16 protein-coding genes are annotated in these 16,048 nt (G+C 49.1%); 13 read left to right on the top strand and 3 right to left on the bottom strand.

Annotation, left to right across the window (positions count from 1 at the left end):
• Nucleotides 1-70 precede the first annotated feature (70 nt).
• Nucleotides 71-943 (bottom strand): transcriptional regulator BsdA, encoded by an 873-nt coding sequence (locus G4O42_RS01895; protein ID WP_032872848.1) that lies wholly within the window; start codon nucleotides 941-943, stop codon nucleotides 71-73.
• Nucleotides 944-1,036: 93 nt separating this feature from the next.
• On the opposite strand from G4O42_RS01895, the gene G4O42_RS01900 reads away from it, so the two are divergent.
• The 4 genes from G4O42_RS01900 to G4O42_RS01915 are packed head-to-tail and all read left to right on the top strand — an operon-like array spanning nucleotide 1,037 to nucleotide 3,781.
• A complete protein-coding gene (locus G4O42_RS01900) occupies nucleotides 1,037-1,651 on the top strand; it encodes a non-oxidative hydroxyarylic acid decarboxylases subunit B (protein WP_087920750.1) in 615 nt (204 codons plus the stop codon).
• Between the two features lie 2 nt (nucleotides 1,652-1,653).
• Nucleotides 1,654-3,075, top strand: coding sequence for a phenolic acid decarboxylase BsdC (bsdC, locus tag G4O42_RS01905; RefSeq protein ID WP_007609358.1), 1,422 nt, complete (start codon nucleotides 1,654-1,656; stop codon nucleotides 3,073-3,075).
• Nucleotides 3,076-3,092: 17 nt separating this feature from the next.
• Nucleotides 3,093-3,320, top strand: coding sequence for a non-oxidative hydroxyarylic acid decarboxylases subunit D (locus G4O42_RS01910; protein ID WP_007410250.1), 228 nt, complete (start codon nucleotides 3,093-3,095; stop codon nucleotides 3,318-3,320).
• Complete coding sequence (locus G4O42_RS01915; protein ID WP_032872850.1) at nucleotides 3,320-3,781, top strand: hypothetical protein; 462 nt, start codon at nucleotides 3,320-3,322, stop codon at nucleotides 3,779-3,781. The genes G4O42_RS01910 and G4O42_RS01915 overlap by 1 nt, the downstream gene beginning before the upstream one ends.
• Before the next feature lie 42 nt (nucleotides 3,782-3,823).
• On the opposite strand, the gene G4O42_RS01920 is transcribed toward G4O42_RS01915, so the two are convergent.
• Nucleotides 3,824-5,302, bottom strand: coding sequence for a peptide MFS transporter (locus tag G4O42_RS01920; protein ID WP_032872853.1), 1,479 nt, complete (start codon nucleotides 5,300-5,302; stop codon nucleotides 3,824-3,826).
• A gap of 278 nt (nucleotides 5,303-5,580) precedes the next feature.
• Here G4O42_RS01920 and G4O42_RS01925 point away from each other — a divergent pair, with 278 nt between their 5' ends.
• On the top strand, nucleotides 5,581-7,326 hold the full coding sequence (locus G4O42_RS01925) for a right-handed parallel beta-helix repeat-containing protein (protein WP_032872855.1): 1,746 nt from the start codon (nucleotides 5,581-5,583) through the stop codon (nucleotides 7,324-7,326).
• Between the two features lie 92 nt (nucleotides 7,327-7,418).
• Here the strand turns inward: G4O42_RS01925 and G4O42_RS01930 are convergent, their stop codons facing one another.
• A complete protein-coding gene (locus G4O42_RS01930; RefSeq protein ID WP_032872857.1) occupies nucleotides 7,419-7,640 on the bottom strand; it encodes a YczF family membrane protein in 222 nt (73 codons plus the stop codon).
• Between the two features lie 121 nt (nucleotides 7,641-7,761).
• On the opposite strand from G4O42_RS01930, the gene gerKA reads away from it, so the two are divergent.
• The 8 genes from gerKA (at nucleotide 7,762) to G4O42_RS01970 (ending at nucleotide 16,037) form a co-directional block, all read left to right on the top strand.
• Nucleotides 7,762-9,402: a spore germination protein GerKA gene (gene gerKA / locus G4O42_RS01935; RefSeq protein ID WP_032872859.1), complete on the top strand. Its 1,641-nt coding sequence runs from the start codon at nucleotides 7,762-7,764 to the stop codon at nucleotides 9,400-9,402.
• The gene (locus G4O42_RS01940; RefSeq protein ID WP_032872862.1) at nucleotides 9,389-10,615 is read left to right on the top strand and encodes a Ger(x)C family spore germination protein; all 1,227 of its coding nucleotides are present in this window, start codon (nucleotides 9,389-9,391) and stop codon (nucleotides 10,613-10,615) included. The genes gerKA and G4O42_RS01940 overlap by 14 nt, the downstream gene beginning before the upstream one ends.
• 24 nt (nucleotides 10,616-10,639) lie before the next feature.
• Entirely contained in the window at nucleotides 10,640-11,758 is a 1,119-nt protein-coding gene (locus G4O42_RS01945; protein WP_032872864.1) for an endospore germination permease GerKB, read from the top strand.
• A gap of 168 nt (nucleotides 11,759-11,926) precedes the next feature.
• Nucleotides 11,927-13,252: an LLM class flavin-dependent oxidoreductase gene (locus G4O42_RS01950; protein WP_029326230.1), complete on the top strand. Its 1,326-nt coding sequence runs from the start codon at nucleotides 11,927-11,929 to the stop codon at nucleotides 13,250-13,252.
• A gap of 13 nt (nucleotides 13,253-13,265) precedes the next feature.
• Nucleotides 13,266-13,757, top strand: a complete 492-nt coding sequence (locus G4O42_RS01955) for a GNAT family N-acetyltransferase (RefSeq protein ID WP_003156352.1) — start codon at nucleotides 13,266-13,268, stop codon at nucleotides 13,755-13,757.
• 28 nt (nucleotides 13,758-13,785) lie between these two features.
• Nucleotides 13,786-14,577, top strand: coding sequence for an amino acid ABC transporter substrate-binding protein (locus tag G4O42_RS01960; protein WP_032872866.1), 792 nt, complete (start codon nucleotides 13,786-13,788; stop codon nucleotides 14,575-14,577).
• Between the two features lie 22 nt (nucleotides 14,578-14,599).
• Entirely contained in the window at nucleotides 14,600-15,274 is a 675-nt protein-coding gene (locus G4O42_RS01965) for an amino acid ABC transporter permease (RefSeq protein WP_007410261.1), read from the top strand.
• Between the two features lie 13 nt (nucleotides 15,275-15,287).
• The gene (locus G4O42_RS01970) at nucleotides 15,288-16,037 is read left to right on the top strand and encodes an amino acid ABC transporter ATP-binding protein (RefSeq protein WP_032872867.1); all 750 of its coding nucleotides are present in this window, start codon (nucleotides 15,288-15,290) and stop codon (nucleotides 16,035-16,037) included.
• The last annotated feature ends 11 nt before the right edge of the window (nucleotides 16,038-16,048 follow it).

Here is a 16,048-nt window from a genome sequence, read left to right on the forward strand (position 1 = left end):
AAGGATAACTTTTTTTTAGTATGAGTCAAGTAATTGGTTTTCATGAGCGGGAATTCTTCGTGTTCCGGGATCAAAATAATTCCAAAAACTGTCTGACAGGCTTCGGCAGGTAGCTGTCTTTCCTCCAGATGACGGCCGGTGTCATGACAAACGGGTTGTCTTCGATGATAACCGTTTTGACATGCGAGCGCATATGGACGGGAATCATCGTCAAAGGCAGAATTGTGGCGCCGAACCCTGATGATACGAGGCTCAAGAGCGTCGCGGAGTCATGGCATTCACAGACAACCTGGAGGTCGAGACCGTACTGTTCACAAACTTGGAGGACTTGGTCATACACACCTCTTCCATTGACGGTGCGCAAAAGGATCAGAGGCAAAGAGGCGATGTCATTCAGTTTAATCGTTTCTCCGCACATTCGTTTTGAATGCTCGGACAGCACCAATACACACGGAATGTCTTCAAGCTCCTTCGATTCAATGCCGTCGTTTTTAATCAAGGTGGTGGTGACGGCGGCGTCAATCTGCCGGGTTTCCAGAAGCTCAAGCAGTGAGACGGGTTCATCTTCCCAAATGTTAAAGGTGAGATGCGGAAACCGCTCTTTCATCTGTGACACTTTCTCAAGCATGAGCGCTGCGCAGTAAATGGTTGACCCGACGGCAAGTGTCCCGGCCACTTCTTCCTTCAGCTCTTGTACCTCGATAATGGCATCCTCAAACTTATGAAGAATCTCTTTCGCTCTTTTCAAAAAGACATTTCCTTCATATGTAAGGGTCATTTGTTTCTTTTTATTGCGGTCAAACAGAATGACGCCCAATTCTTCTTCGAGCTGTTTCAGCTGTCTGCTTAAAGGCGGCTGTGCCATATGGAGCTTTTTGGCGGCCGTCGTGATTTTCTGCTCTTGGGCAATGGTGATGAAATAACGCAATTGCCGGATATCCATGAGAACGCTCGCTCCTTTCTTTTATACCTTTAAGGTATGATACATAGATTTAACGAATATTTTTCATATGGATATATCAGGAGTATGATGGTTTTGACACCACATTTCAAGCGTAAAGGAGGGGTCAATATGAAGCTCGTCATCGGAATGACCGGGGCAACGGGAGCCATATTCGGGATCAGGCTTTTAGAATATTTAAAAGCCGCGGAGATCGAAACCCATCTTGTCGTTTCTCCTTGGGCAAATGTCACCATTACACATGAAACCGATTATACGTTAAAAGATGTCGAGAAACTCGCATCCTATACGTATTCTCACAAAGACCAGGCAGCGGCGATTTCAAGCGGTTCGTTTGAAACGGACGGGATGATCATCGCTCCGTGCAGCATGAAATCACTGGCAAGCATCCGCACCGGAATGGCTGACAATCTGCTGACAAGGTCGGCTGACGTCATCCTGAAGGAGCGGAAAAAACTTGTGCTGCTGACAAGAGAAACACCGCTCAGCCAAATTCATTTAGAAAATATGCTAGCGCTTACAAAAATGGGTTCCGTCATTCTTCCGCCGATGCCGGCATTTTATAACAAGCCGGCTGACATGGATGAATTGATCGACCATATTGTGTTCCGGACGCTCGATCAGTTCGGTATCCGTCTGCCGGAAGCGAAACGGTGGTACGGAATTGAAAAACAAAAAGGAGGAATCTGATAATGGCCTATCAGGATTTTAGGGAATTTCTCGCCGCTCTTGAAAAAGAAGGGCAGCTCTTAACAGTAAACGAAGAGGTGAAACCGGAGCCGGATCTGGGCGCCGCAGCGCGTGCAGCCAGCAATCTCGGGGATAAAACCCCTGCGCTTTTGTTTAACAATATTTACGGACATCACCATGCGCAGGTGGCTCTGAATGTCATCGGCTCGTGGCCGAATCACGCGATGATGCTCGGCATGCCGAAAGATACGCCTGTAAAAGAACAATTCTTTGAGTTTGCCAAACGGTACGATGCATTTCCGGTGCCGGTCAAACGGGAAGAAACCGCGCCGTTTCATGAAAATGAAATAACGGAAGATATCAATCTATTTGACATCCTTCCGCTATTCAGAATCAACCAGGGGGACGGCGGCTACTATTTGGATAAAGCGTGTGTCATTTCCCGCGATCTTGAAGATCCGGACAATTTCGGCAAGCAAAATGTCGGCATTTACAGAATGCAGGTAAAGGGAAAAGACCGTCTCGGCATTCAGCCCGTGCCTCAGCATGATATTGCGATTCATCTTCGCCAAGCTGAAGAACGCGGCGTGAATCTTCCCGTTACGATCGCGCTTGGCTGTGAGCCGGTGATTACGACGGCTGCGTCAACTCCGCTGTTATACGATCAATCCGAGTATGAAATGGCCGGCGCGATTCAAGGGGAGCCCTACAGAATCGTCAAATCTAAATTGTCTGATTTAGACATCCCTTGGGGCGCTGAAGTCGTTCTGGAAGGAGAGATCCTTGCGGGAAAACGGGAATACGAAGGACCTTTCGGTGAGTTCACGGGCCATTATTCAGGCGGCCGCAGCATGCCGGTGATCAAAATCAAACGGGTATATCATAGAAACAATCCGATTTTTGAACATTTATACTTAGGCATGCCGTGGACGGAGTGCGATTATATGATCGGCATTAATACGTGCGTGCCGCTTTACCAGCAGCTCAAGGAAGCTTATCCGAACGAAATTGTCGCCGTGAATGCGATGTATACGCACGGGCTGATCGCCATTATTTCCACGAAAACGCGCTACGGCGGATTTGCCAAGGCGGTCGGCATGCGCGCCCTGACCACGCCGCACGGACTCGGCTACTGCAAAATGGTCATTGTCGTGGATGAAGATGTCGATCCGTTTAACCTGCCGCAAGTCATGTGGGCGCTCTCAACGAAAATGCATCCGAAACACGATGCAGTCATCATTCCTGACCTGTCCGTCCTTCCGCTTGACCCGGGGTCTGATCCGGCAGGGATGACACACAAAATGATTCTTGACGCCACAACGCCTGTCGCGCCGGAAACAAGAGGCCATTATTCGCAGCCGCTTGATTCTCCGCTGACAACGAAAGAGTGGGAACAAAAACTGATGGACTTAATGAATCAATAAGAAAGGATGAGGTTGCAATGAAAACATGCCCGCGCTGTGAATCGAAAAAAGGAGAAACCGTCAGCCAATCGCCGGTCAAAGGCGCTTGGGAAATTTACCAATGCCAAACCTGCTTTTTCACATGGAGATCCTGTGAACCGGAAAGCATCACGAATCCGGCGGCATTCAACCCGGCATTTAAAATTGATCCGAAAGAAACGGAGACGGCCGCACATGTTCCCGCTGTCCCGGAAAGAAAAGCGTAATGCTGACGGAGCACTTGCCGAAGGCGCTTTACACGCTTTTAGACGGGATGGAGCTTGAAAAAAAGCAGCACGACGCGTTTGTGCTGCAATCTGTGACAAAAGAAGGCCGTCCGCACGCGGCTATGATCAGCGCCGGTGAAATCGTGGCTGTGAGCAGAACAAATCTCCGGCTCGCCTTATGGAAAAACACGACGACCGTAAAAAGCCTGCTGCATTCGGGACAAGCTCTTTTCATCGCCTGGCACGGAGGAGCCGCATATTACGTCACATTGGAATGTGAGGCGCTTCCGCCGCTGAAAGAGGCGAAACACGAGCGGGAACGGTTCAGCTGCCGCGTGATCACCGTCAAGGAAGATCGGGCGAAATACGCGGATCTGACATCCGGACCGGCCATCCAGCTCCACGAACCGGAAGATGTCTTGAAGAGATGGAGAGAAACACTTGAGGAGTTAAAACGATAGACGCATAAAAAAAGCCTGCGGACGATTCCGCAGGCTTTTTTTTTATTGTACGCCTTTCATCGCCCGTTTAATAACGGGAGATAGAAGAATCAAAATAATACCAAGAATGATCGAAATAAGACCGATTGAGCCGAAGTAGGCCGCTTCAGAAATCTTATCAAACAAACCGACTACTTTTGCGTTCAGGGCTTGACCGCAGGCGTTTGTTAAAAACCACATGCTCATCGTCTGCGCTGAGAAAGCGGCAGGCGCAAGTTTCGTTGTGACGGATAAACCGACCGGTGAAAGGCAAAGCTCACCAAGCACAACCAAAAGGAAGCTGAGCACAAGCCAAAGCGGGCTCACAAGCTCGCCGCTTCCGCCCATAACCGGAAGCACCATGACTAAAAATGATAATCCGGCAAGGATAATGCCGATCGCGAATTTAATCGGTGTTGAAGGCTGGCGTTTGCCGAGCTTCATCCAGATCCACGCGAACACCGGCGCGAAAATAACGATGAATAACGGGTTCAGAGACTGGAACCATGAAGACTCAAGATGCATGCCCGCAAAGGAAAGTCTCGTGCGCTGATCCGCATATAAAGCAAGAATCGTCGCGCCCTGCTCCTGAATCGCCCAGAACATTGCGGCTGCAATAAACAGCGGAACATAAGCCGCAAGCCGTGATTTTTCCGTTTTCGTCGCTTTTTTGCTCGTGAACATCACGATAAAGTAAATAACCGGAATGACAATGCCGAGGATACTGACGGTGTCAATCACACGCTGGATCGTCAGCCAGCCGGTTTGAATCAGAACGACGATAACGGCTGCTGCGATGACCACTCCGATTCCCGTGCCGATCACTGATGATTTAGAAATCGGATTCGGTACATTGGAGCCTGCTTTGCCGAGGTATTTCTTTCTCGTAAGAGCGAAAACAATCAGTCCGAGGAACATACCGGCCGCGGCGCATCCGAAGCCTAAGTGGTAGTTGTACTTCTGTCCGAGTGTTCCGACAATTAGCGGCGCAAGCAATCCGCCGAGGTTGATCCCCATGTAAAAGATGCTGAAACCTGAGTCGCGGCGCTCGTCTTCCTTCGTATATAAATCTCCGACAACGCTGGATACGTTTGGTTTAAGCAGGCCGGTTCCGATAATGATCAGAGCCATGCTGGTAAAAAACGCCGCCGTGCTGCCAGGGAAGGCAAGAGCGATGTGCCCGAACATAATTAAAATTCCGCCGTAAAATACGGTGTTTGCCGTGCCGAATACCCGGTCGGCCAGCCATCCGCCGATGACGCTCGACATGTATACGAGAGACCCGTATATGGACATGATGGCAACTGCGGTCGTTTTATCAAAGCCGAGACCGCCATGAGCGACTTCCGTGTATAAATAGTAAAGCAATATGGCTCTCATACCATAGTAGGAGAAACGCTCCCAAAATTCGGTGAAAAACAGTGTAAACAAGCCGCGGGGATGACCGAAAAAGCCTCTTTGCGGCACAGTTTCTGTTATAGAGTCCTTATCAATAGATGCCACCTGAGCCAACCCTTTCTTAAAAAAGTGTATTACAAAAATCATATTCTTATATAATACTTGTGTCAATATAATTTATACTGAATTCAAAAAATTCCAGAATGAAAAGATATTAAAACGTTGAATATAGACGAATCTTCCTAATTCCAATGACTTATTTTGTTATATTATCTGACGAAACTATCTTTATAAACTTTTTTAATAAAATTTAAAGTATGTACAGGCGGAGCGGGATATGGCGGAATAAGATGACAATAAGAGAGGAAGGAGGAGATTATTACTTGCCGAATTGTATATTGGATATTACGGATTGCGGTGTGGCGGCAGACGGAAAAACCGACGTGACGGTAGCCATCAATCAATGCTTGGCCAGGGCCGTAAGCGAAGGCTGTCATACAGTGTTTTTTCCGCCCGGAACGTATAAAATCAACGGCACGCTTGGCGGGGACAGAAGCCAGCCGTTTCGGAACGCCGGGATTAACGTGCCGAGCCATCTCACCATCGTTTTAGATCCGGAATGCACGATTAAAGTGGCGCCGAACAGCTCCTGGGGCTACTCGGCTTTCTATATAGGCAGGCGTGAAAATGTCACCATCACCGGCGGCCGGATCATCGGGGAACGGGATGAACACACGTATACCAATGTCCCTTTGCGGTCGACCCATGAATGGGGGTTTGGAATCTGTATTGAAGGCAGCAGCAATGTGCTGATCGAAAATGTGAAGATTTCGGATTTTACGGGAGACGGCATAATTGTCAGCCCGCTCGGGTTAAAAACAAACAGTGATTACGAAACTTCAGAACAGGTGACCATCCGCCGCTGTGAGGTCAGGCAGTCAAGGCGGAACAACATTTCAATCACCGGCTGCAATACCGTTACGGTGGAAGAATGCGTGATTGAAGACGCCGGGCAAGGGAACGGAACGGCTCCGAAATTCGGAATCGATATTGAATCGTACGGAGAAGGCGATATTGATTATGAGGAAGCTCTTCATATTACGGTCCGCAACAACTTCTTCTCCGGAAACGCCGCAAGCTCAGTCACCAATTTTAACGGATATAATGTGTTAATTGAAGGAAATCATTCCGATAACACAATCAGCTACGGGTATGGGGCACATACCGTCATTTCGGGGAATGTCTTCTTTCGGTCAGACGGCGGCTCAAGAACCGCAGTCGCCGGACAAGGTGTGTCACAGGGACAGGACAGCAGCAATGCCGTCATTTCCAACAATCTGATTACCGGTTTTTCCACCGGAATAGATGTAAGGGGAAAAAGCGTCCTCGTCACCCACAACAAAATCAATCAATTTGAAAATACGGGCATCTCCGTCTATCAGGCAGAAGATGTGACCGTTGACGGCAATGTCATTGAAAACGGACGTTCCGAAACGAGACGAAGCACGGGGATGCGGGCGACGCTGTCGGAAAACGCCGTTTTTACGAATAACACTCTGAATCAGGTGACAGACGGAATCAGCATGTCGGCCGGCAATATCACCGTAAAACAAAATGTGCTGAAATCGTTCAGCCGGGGCATATGGGTCACAGGCGGAAATGCCGTTATTGAAGGAAATACGCTCATTCCGAATGCGTATCAGGGCGCCGCGGAGTCCTATGCCGTATCTGTAACAAATGAAGCCAGGGCTGTCATCAAAGGCAATCTCTTTAAGAACTATAAAAACTATCCCGTATTCAGTTCAACATCCTTGGGAACCTCTGTCATCAGCAACCGCTTTGAATCATCACCGCTCGTCGTTACCGTGTATCTGAACTCAGGCACGCATGAAGTCATAGACAATACGCTCACGATCAACCGAACGGCGGGCAGCCCGATCGGCATCTATCTGAACGGAGCCTCCAATTCCCTCGTGTCGGGCAATACCATCAACAACCTTTCCGCCGCTTCTGCTTCCGCCATCCAAACCAATTCCTCCGCAAGCACCAAAATCATCGGCAACCGCATAATCAGAGGCGTCATTGTGAAACACACGACAGATACGGAAAGCGGAAATATCGTCATCTGAAAACAATCTGCGCCGGAAAAATAAAAAGAACACATGAACTCCGAGAGAAGGAGGGATGTGTTCTTTTTTGACACAATACAGCCGTGCGCCTGTCAGGCATCTTTTTTACCTGATTTATATAAAGCGATCATTTCTCTGATTAAAAAGAGGGCGAATAAAAACAGCATCAGCCATTCTGAGAAGGTGGTCAATTTAAAAGCGGACAGGTTGTTTTGGACCGCTCCATAGAAACTGAAACCTTGTAGCATATCCATCGCGAGTGAAATCACCAGCAAGGCAGCCAGCAAAAAAAATGAAACTCCCAATATTTTCATGAGCAACACTCTCCCTTTTTATCCTTTTCGATTACGCAAAATTTATACAGACTTTCCGCCGTGCATAATCTTTTGCCGTACAGGAAGAATATGAAAAAAACGAGGAAAGGTTTTTTGCGATATGCCGCCATTTTTTAAGCAGAAGAAACAAAAAAAAGCCGATCAAAACGACCGTGACAATGAAGACAGAAAAGAAGCGGCCAGCCAGCCGGACAAAGAGCGGGATGAGCCGATCTCCCTCAGCTTAAAGCAAAATATGAAGAAGCTGTCTGAGAGGTTCGGCAACAGTGCCGATGTCGTCATCCGCCGGCTGAAAATCGGAAAAGAAGAGCTTCCGGCCGCAATTGTGTATATCGCCGGTTTGGTAGACGAACAGCTTGTCAGCCAATCCCTTCTGGAGGATTTAATCGACATCCCGTCCGTTCAGCCGGAACAAGCGGTCTGCCTGATATACGATAAAACGCTTGCGATCGGCGGGGTGAAAGAGGAGGAAAAATGGAAAAGTCTTTATGCCGGGCTGGTGGCGGGCAGCACGCTCATTTTTGTCGACGGGGCTGACAAGGCGCTGATCGCCAGCACGGAAGGGGGAGAGCACCGGTCCATTCAAGAGCCGAGCACTCAGGTCTCTTTCCGCGGCCCGCGGCAGGGATTCACTGAATCTCTGCAAACCAATATTTCCATGATCCGCAGGTATGTAAAAACGCCTGATGTATGGGTTGAAAAAATGGAGATCGGACACGAAACGAATACGGATGTCGCGCTGATGTATATTAACGGAATTTGCGATAAAAAGCTGATTAAGGAAGTCCGCAAGCGGCTGAAGCACATTGACATCGACAGCATTCTGGAATCCGGCTACATTGAACAGCTCATTGAAGACGCGCCGTTTTCTGTGTTCCCCACCGTATATCATACGGAGCGGCCGGACGTTGTGGCGGGGAATCTGCTGGAAGGACGATTTGCGATTATAGTGGACGGAACGCCGTTCGTTCTCCTCGCGCCGGCCTTATTTATTCAATTTTTTCAATCGGTTGAGGATTATTATTCACGATTTGATATCGCCACCAGCATCAGGGTGCTGCGGGTTTTGATCTTCTTCATTTCACTGGTGGCGCCGGGGATTTATGTGGCGGCGACGACCTTTCACCAGGAAATGATTCCGACGCAGCTGCTGATTGTCATCGCGGCCCAGCGGGAGACGGTGCCGTTCCCGGCCGTGATTGAAGCGCTGACGATGGAAGTGGCCTTTGAGATTCTCAGGGAGGCGGGTGTCCGGCTTCCGAGAGTTGTCGGCTCCGCCGTTTCCATAGTCGGAGCGCTTGTCATCGGCCAGGCCGCCGTACAGGCCGGCATTGTTTCCCCGGCCATGGTTATCGTCGTCGCCCTGACGGCGATTGCCAGCTTTGCGACCCCGGCTTTTGACATGGCGATATCTGCGCGGCTGATCCGGTTTCTCTTTATTCTGTCGGCGGCGGTCATGGGATTTTACGGGCTGATTCTGGGCATTATCATGATGTTTGTCCATCTGTGCGGCCTGCGTTCATTCGGATTTCCGTATATGTCCCCGCTCGCTCCTTTAACCCCGGGCGGACTGAAGGATTCCCTCCTCCGCGCTCCGTTATGGGCGGATGAAAAAAGGCCGGGACTGCTCGTGCAGGAAAACAACAGGCGCCAAGGGGAACATCAAAGACCGAAACCGGAGACATCCAGAGGAATGGTTAATAAAGATGTAGAAGAGGGCGACGGTAATGAAAAGACGTAAATGGATGCTTATCCTTTGTACGATGGTTTCCCTTATGTTTGTATCCGGATGCTGGGATAAAAGGGAGCTGACCGATTTAGCGGTGATCTCCGCCATCGGTATTGACCGGACCGAAACGGGAAAGTACGTCCTTCACTTTCAAATTATCAATCCGGGAAACGTGGCCGGCGGTCTGCAGGGCGGCGGAGCGGGAGACCGGCCTCCGGTTTCCGTCTATTCGGTGTCCGGAGACAATTTGACGGAAGCTTTGAGAAAAGGCTCGATGAAAGTGTCCAGGAGGCTCTATTTTGCGCATACAAATCTCGTGGTGTTCAGTGAAAAACTGGCGAAAGAGGAAGGGCTCAGTTTTATTCTGGACAATCTTGACCGCGACACCGAATTCAGGACGACCGCAACCGTTGTGATTGCGCATAATTCCAAGGCGGAAGACATTATTAAAGTGCTGACGCCGATTGATAAAATCCCTTCCAATAAAGTGAACAAGACGCTCAGCTTCACGCAGGAACAATACGGCAGAGTCATTAAAACCAGCCTTCAGGACGTTCTGATTGATCTCGCTTCTCCGACCGGGTCGCCGTTTATTCCTGGTTATGAAATGCACGGAGACGATAAAGCCGGTCCTACGATGGAAAATACGCAGACAACTGAACCGAAAGCAGTGCTGTCAGCGGACGGACTGGCGGTGTTCAAAAAGGATGGGAGGCTGGATTACTGGATTGAGGATGACGACAGTGTGGGGGCTGTATGGCTGCTCAATAGGATCAAGCATACGTTCATCAATGCGGATTGGAAGAACGTGAAGCATGCAATCAGTCTGCAGGTCACCCGCCAGAATACAAAGGTGACGGCCACTTTTCCGAACGGAAAACCGCATATTCACGTGCATGCTCAGGTCGAGGGGCTGGTGGACGCTGTCAGATACCCTTTCCATCTGTCTGATCCGCAAGTGCTGATGACGATGCAAAAGGCGCTCAGCGTGCAGCTTGAGAAAGATATCACCAAATCGATTGAAGATATAAAAGCCCATAAGAATGACTTCGTCGGCTTCGGAGACCTGATCTATCGGAAGCATCCGGACAAATGGAAAAAGTTCAAAGGGAAGTGGGATGAAGAATATTTCCCAAATCTCCCCGTAGATGTCAAAACGGAAGTCATTATCAGAAGAACGGGCTTGCGGAATAATCCTCTCTCAGACAAGCTTGAGCATGATTGATTTGAGGAGAAAGGAGCGAAGCGTATGGAAAATGCGAAAATCGGCACGCGTCAGCTGTTTATTATGATCATTTTGTTTGAATTGGGCAGTTCGTTATTGATCCCGCCGGGCACGATGGCCGGGCGGGATGCGTGGCTGTCCGTGCTTCTCGGGTGCGTTACCGGTCTCGGACTTTTCTACGTTTATCAGGCGCTGTATCAATTTTTTCCTGAGTCTTCTCCGAGAGATTACATGAACGAACTGATCGGCAGACATCTGAGCTGGGCGGTCTCCCTTCTTTATATTCTCTATTTTGCTTATATCGCCGCCCGCGTATTGCGGGATTTTGGCGAAATGCTTGTCACCTTCGCCTATCAGGACACGCCGATTTTAATTGTGAATGCCATGCTGATGATCGCCGCGATATTTGCGGTCAGAAAGGGAATTGAAGTGATAGCGAGAGCCGGCGAGCTGCTGTTTGGCATTATGTATTTCCTGACAGCCGTCGGGCTGATCCTCATTATCAGCTCAGGCACGATAAACCTCAGATTTCTCCAGCCCGTTTTAGCGGAGGGTGCAGGAACGGTCATTTATTCCGTGTTTAAACAGACGATGTTCATCCCGTTCGGTGAATTAATCGTGTTTGTCATGATTTTCCCTTATTTAAAAGATCGGAAAAAGGTGAAGAAAACCGGATTTATGGCGATTATCATCAGCGGGCTGTTTTTGGCGATGTCAGTGGCGATTAATATTTGTGTGCTGGACGTCAACTTAATGCTCCGCTCTCAATTTCCGCTGCTGAGCACCATACAGACAATTAAAGTGGAAGAGTTTTTAGACCGGCTGGATGTCTTTTTCATGCTCGTGCTCGTCATCGGCGGTTTTTTCAAAGTCAGCCTTTTTACATATGCGGTTGTCGTGGGCGTGTCCACGCTGTTTAAAGAAAAAAATCCGTCCCAGCTGGCCTTCCCGGTCGGATTGGGGGTGCTGATTCTCTCCATCAGCATCGCAAGCAATTTTTCGGAACACATGAATGAAGGCTTAAACATTGTGCCGATCTATATTCATCTTCCGTTTCAAGTGCTGTTCCCCGTTTTGCTGCTTATCATTGCCGTTATTAAGAAAAAGGTCAAAGGGACCGTCTATACAGTTTCGAAGAAATAACCCGGCCGGTGCGCCGGGTTATTTTAAATATCATGATTTTTGTCTTAATGCATTGACAAACTTGCCTGACAATTGTACATTTTGATTTATTCTTATAAAATTACTAGGAAATATAGGTTTAGTGGTGTTAATGTTTTCCGAACCGTATTTCAGAATAGAAGGAGATCCATCATGACAAAGAAAAAAGAAATCAAACTCGGTGTGTTTCTCGCGGGCACCGGCCATCATGTCGCTTCTTGGAGACATCCTCAGGCACCGGCGGACGCGAGCATGAATTTGGATTATTTCAAAGAACTGGCGAAAACAGCTGAGCGGGGGAAATTGGACATGCTGTTTTTGGCGGACAGTTTATCAATAGACGGCAAATCACATCCGAATGTGCTGACGCGCTTTGAGCCGTTTACGCTGCTGTCGGCGCTCGCTCAGGTCACATCCCGCATCGGTCTGACGGCGACCGCATCTACCACATACAGCGAACCGTTCCATATCGCGAGACAATTTGCATCGCTTGATCATCTTTCCAACGGCCGTGCGGGCTGGAATGTCGTCACATCTTCGATTGAATCGACCGCGCTTAATTTCAGCGGCGAAAAGCATCTTGAGCACCATCTCAGATATCAGCGCGCGGAAGAATTCGTTGAAGTCGTCAAAGGATTATGGGATTCGTGGGAGGAAGACGCCTTTATCCGTGACAAAGAATCAGGAGCATTTTTCGATAAAGACAAAATGCATGAATTGAACCATAAAGGAACATATTTCTCCGTGAGAGGGCCGTTAAATGTCGCCCGCACACCACAAGGGCGCCCAGTCATTATTCAGGCCGGATCATCAGGAGACGGAAAAGCGCTGGCAGCCAAAACGGCGGAAGTCATTTTCACCGCGCAAAATCATTTGGAGTCCGCGCAGGAATTCTATCAATCTATTAAAGAACAAGCGGCTTCTTTCGGCCGTGATCCTGAAAAAATCGCGATCATGCCGGGAATTTTTCCCGTTATTGCCGATACCGAAGAAGAAGCGCAGGCAAAATATGAAGAGCTCCAAGACCTCATCATTCCGTCTGTCGGCCTGAACATTCTGCAAAACTATCTGGGCGGCGTCGACCTTTCCGCCTGCCCGCTTGACGGCCCGCTGCCTGAATTGGATGCGGATGCGTCGAATGCCGTTAAAAGCCGGTTCAAGCTCGTTCAGGAGATGGCCAAACGCGATAACATGACCATCCGCGAGCTGTACAAATATGTGGCGGGTTCAAGAGGCCATCATATCTTTGTCGGAACGCCGGAACAGCTTGCCGATAAGATGGAAGAATGGGTCGGAAAACAAGCTTGTGACGGTTTCAACATCATGCCGCCGCTTTTGCCTGAAGGTCTCACTCTTTTTGTAGACAAAGTGATTCCAATTTTACAAGAACGGGGCGTGTTCAGAAAAGAGTATGAAGGAACGACGCTCAGAGAACATTTCGGACTGGAAAAACCGGCAAACCGATATGCCGACTAAAGGAGGGCTCATCATGTCAAGACAATACCGGCTCGCAACGGAGGCAGACGCTGATGAGCTGCTTTCACTGACACTGCGGGCGTATGAACCGATCCGCAAGCTCGGCATCAACTTTGCCGCAGCAACGGCGGATAAGGAGCTCGTTTTGAATAACATACAAAAAAACGCCTGTTACGTTTTGGAGGAAGACGGACGGATTCTGGCGACGATTTCTCTGCGGATGCCGTGGGGGCCGAATCCCGGGCCGTACGGTGTCCCTCATATTTGGTGGTTCGCCGTCGATCCTGAAACCGGAAAAAAAGGGACGGGCTCAGACATGCTGGAGTGGCTGGAGAATACAGTGCTCCGCGATACATTAAAAGCGCCTTTCGTGTCACTAGGCACAGCGGACAAGCATCCGTGGCTGATCGGCATGTACGAGCGGAAAGGCTACGTCCGTGCAGGCGAAAAGGATTTAGGAAAAGGGCACATCACCATTTATTTAAAAAAACAATTGCAGGATTAACATTTTAATAGGAAAAGGCGGGATTTCAATGAAGAAGAAAACATGGGCTTTGCTGCTGTCTGCCGCGCTTTTGGCGGTCTTAACAGCATGCGGAAACGGAAACGAAAGCGAAGGCGGCGATAACGTACTGCATGTAGGCGCCACGGGGCAAAGCTATCCGTTCGCATATAAAGAAAACGGCAAGCTGACCGGCTTTGACGTGGATGTCATGGAAGCCGTCGCGAAAAAAATCAACATGAAACTGGACTGGAAGCTGCTTGAATTCAGCGGTCTGATGGGAGAGCTCCAGACCGGCAAACTCGACACCATCTCAAACCAGGTCGCTGTCACGGACGAACGCAAGAAAACGTATAACTTCACAGAACCGTATTCGTATGCGGGCACTCAAATCGTCGTCAAAAACGATAACAAAGACATCAAATCAGTCAACGATCTAAAAGGAAAAACAGTGGCGGCCGTTCTGGGCTCAAACCACGCGAAAAACCTTGAGAGCAAGGACCCGGATAAAAAAATCAACATTAAAACGTATGAAACACAAGAAGGTACGCTGAAAGACGTGGCTTACGGACGGGTTGACGCTTATGTGAACAGCCGCAGCGTCCTGATCGCCCAGATCAAAAAGACAGGTCTGCCTCTGAAATTAGCAGGAGACCCGATTGTCTATGAAAAAGTCGCTTTCCCGTTTGCGAAAGATGCGGCTCACGATAAAATCCGCAAAAAAGTAAACAAAGCCATTGAAGACCTGCGAAAAGACGGCACGCTGAAAAAGCTGTCTGAAAAGTATTTTAAAGAAGACATCACAACGGAAGCAAAGCATTAAGAAACGGCGGTGAAAATCGAGAATGAACAGCATTGATTGGGGATTTATGTTTTCAGCTTTTCCCGCGTTAATCGAAGCCTTGCCGATCACATTACTAATGGCCGTCGCGGCCATGGTATTTGCCGTGATCGGCGGCCTTATATTAGCGCTTATCACAAAAAATCGTGTTCCTGTGCTTCACCAGCTGTCAAAGGTGTATATTTCATTTTTCCGGGGCGTGCCGACGCTCGTGCAGCTTTTCTTAATTTATTACGGCCTGCCCCAGCTCTTTCCCGGAATGAGCAAGATGACGGCGTTAACTGCGGCGATTATCGGGTTAAGCCTGAAGAATGCCGCCTACTTGGCTGAAATCTTCCGCGCGGCGCTCAACTCAGTCGATGAGGGGCAGCTTGAAGCCTGTCTGTCTGTCGGAATGACAAAATCCCAGGCGTACAGACGGATCATTTTCCCGCAAGCCGTCAGAAACGCGCTTCCCGCGACGGGAAATACGTTTATCGGCCTGTTAAAGGAAACATCGCTCGCCTTTACATTAGGAGTGATGGAAATGTTCGCCCAAGGAAAAATGTACGCATCAGGCAACCTCAAATATTTTGAGACGTATTTAGCCGTCGCGGTCATGTACTGGATTCTTACGATTATTTACAGTGTGCTGCAGGATCTGCTCGAACGGGCGATCAGCAAGCCTTATCGCACATAGGAGGAGGCTCAGGATGATACAAGTCAGACATATTCGAAAAGCATTTAAAGACCTTACCGTACTTGACGGGATCGATCTTGAGATCAAAAGCGGCGAAGTCACGGCCATCATCGGCCCGTCAGGCTCGGGAAAATCAACGCTCCTCCGTTGTTTGAATCTGCTGGAGCGCCCGGATGACGGCATCATTGAAATCGGTGATGCAAAACTGAATGCAGCGTCCTATTCGCGCAAAGACGTTCATAAGCTTCGCCAGCAGACGGCGATGGTGTTTCAGAATTACAACCTGTTCAAAAACAAAACCGCCCTGCAAAATGTGACAGAGGCGCTGATCACCGCGCAAAAGAAACCGAAAAAAGAAGCGGAACAGATCGGTATGGATCTGCTGCGGCAAGTCGGTTTAGAACACAAAGCGGACAGCTACCCGATTACGATGTCGGGCGGGCAGCAGCAGCGGATCGGGATTGCGCGCGCCTTGGCCGTTGATCCTCACGCGATTTTACTGGATGAACCGACTTCGGCCCTTGACCCTGAGCTTGTAGCCGGGGTGCTCCAAGTCATCAAATCAATTGCCGAAAAACAGACAACCATGATCATCGTCACGCATGAGATGACTTTTGCTCGTGAAGTGGCCGACAAAGTTATTTTTATGGCAGACGGACGCATCATCGAACAGGGAACGCCGGAAGAGCTGTTTGACAATCCGCAGAACGAACGGACGAAAAAATTCATTAAGCAAGTGGGAGAGCCCGCCGAACTTGTCTAAGAAGGGAAGAA

The sequence above is a fragment of the Bacillus sp. LUNF1 genome, from assembly GCF_011008975.1.
Classification (GTDB): domain Bacteria; phylum Bacillota; class Bacilli; order Bacillales; family Bacillaceae; genus Bacillus; species Bacillus velezensis.

Coding starts and splice junctions, on each gene's coding strand:
- G4O42_RS01895 (WP_032872848.1), bottom strand. CDS start 943: ATGGATATCCGGCAATTGCGTTATTTCATCACCATTGCCCAAGAGCAG.
- bsdC (WP_007609358.1), top strand. CDS start 1,654: ATGGCCTATCAGGATTTTAGGGAATTTCTCGCCGCTCTTGAAAAAGAA.
- G4O42_RS01910 (WP_007410250.1), top strand. CDS start 3,093: ATGAAAACATGCCCGCGCTGTGAATCGAAAAAAGGAGAAACCGTCAGC.
- G4O42_RS01915 (WP_032872850.1), top strand. CDS start 3,320: ATGCTGACGGAGCACTTGCCGAAGGCGCTTTACACGCTTTTAGACGGG.
- G4O42_RS01930 (WP_032872857.1), bottom strand. CDS start 7,640: ATGAAAATATTGGGAGTTTCATTTTTTTTGCTGGCTGCCTTGCTGGTG.
- gerKA (WP_032872859.1), top strand. CDS start 7,762: ATGCCGCCATTTTTTAAGCAGAAGAAACAAAAAAAAGCCGATCAAAAC.
- G4O42_RS01940 (WP_032872862.1), top strand. CDS start 9,389: ATGAAAAGACGTAAATGGATGCTTATCCTTTGTACGATGGTTTCCCTT.
- G4O42_RS01945 (WP_032872864.1), top strand. CDS start 10,640: ATGGAAAATGCGAAAATCGGCACGCGTCAGCTGTTTATTATGATCATT.
- G4O42_RS01955 (WP_003156352.1), top strand. CDS start 13,266: ATGTCAAGACAATACCGGCTCGCAACGGAGGCAGACGCTGATGAGCTG.
- G4O42_RS01960 (WP_032872866.1), top strand. CDS start 13,786: ATGAAGAAGAAAACATGGGCTTTGCTGCTGTCTGCCGCGCTTTTGGCG.
- G4O42_RS01965 (WP_007410261.1), top strand. CDS start 14,600: ATGAACAGCATTGATTGGGGATTTATGTTTTCAGCTTTTCCCGCGTTA.
- G4O42_RS01970 (WP_032872867.1), top strand. CDS start 15,288: ATGATACAAGTCAGACATATTCGAAAAGCATTTAAAGACCTTACCGTA.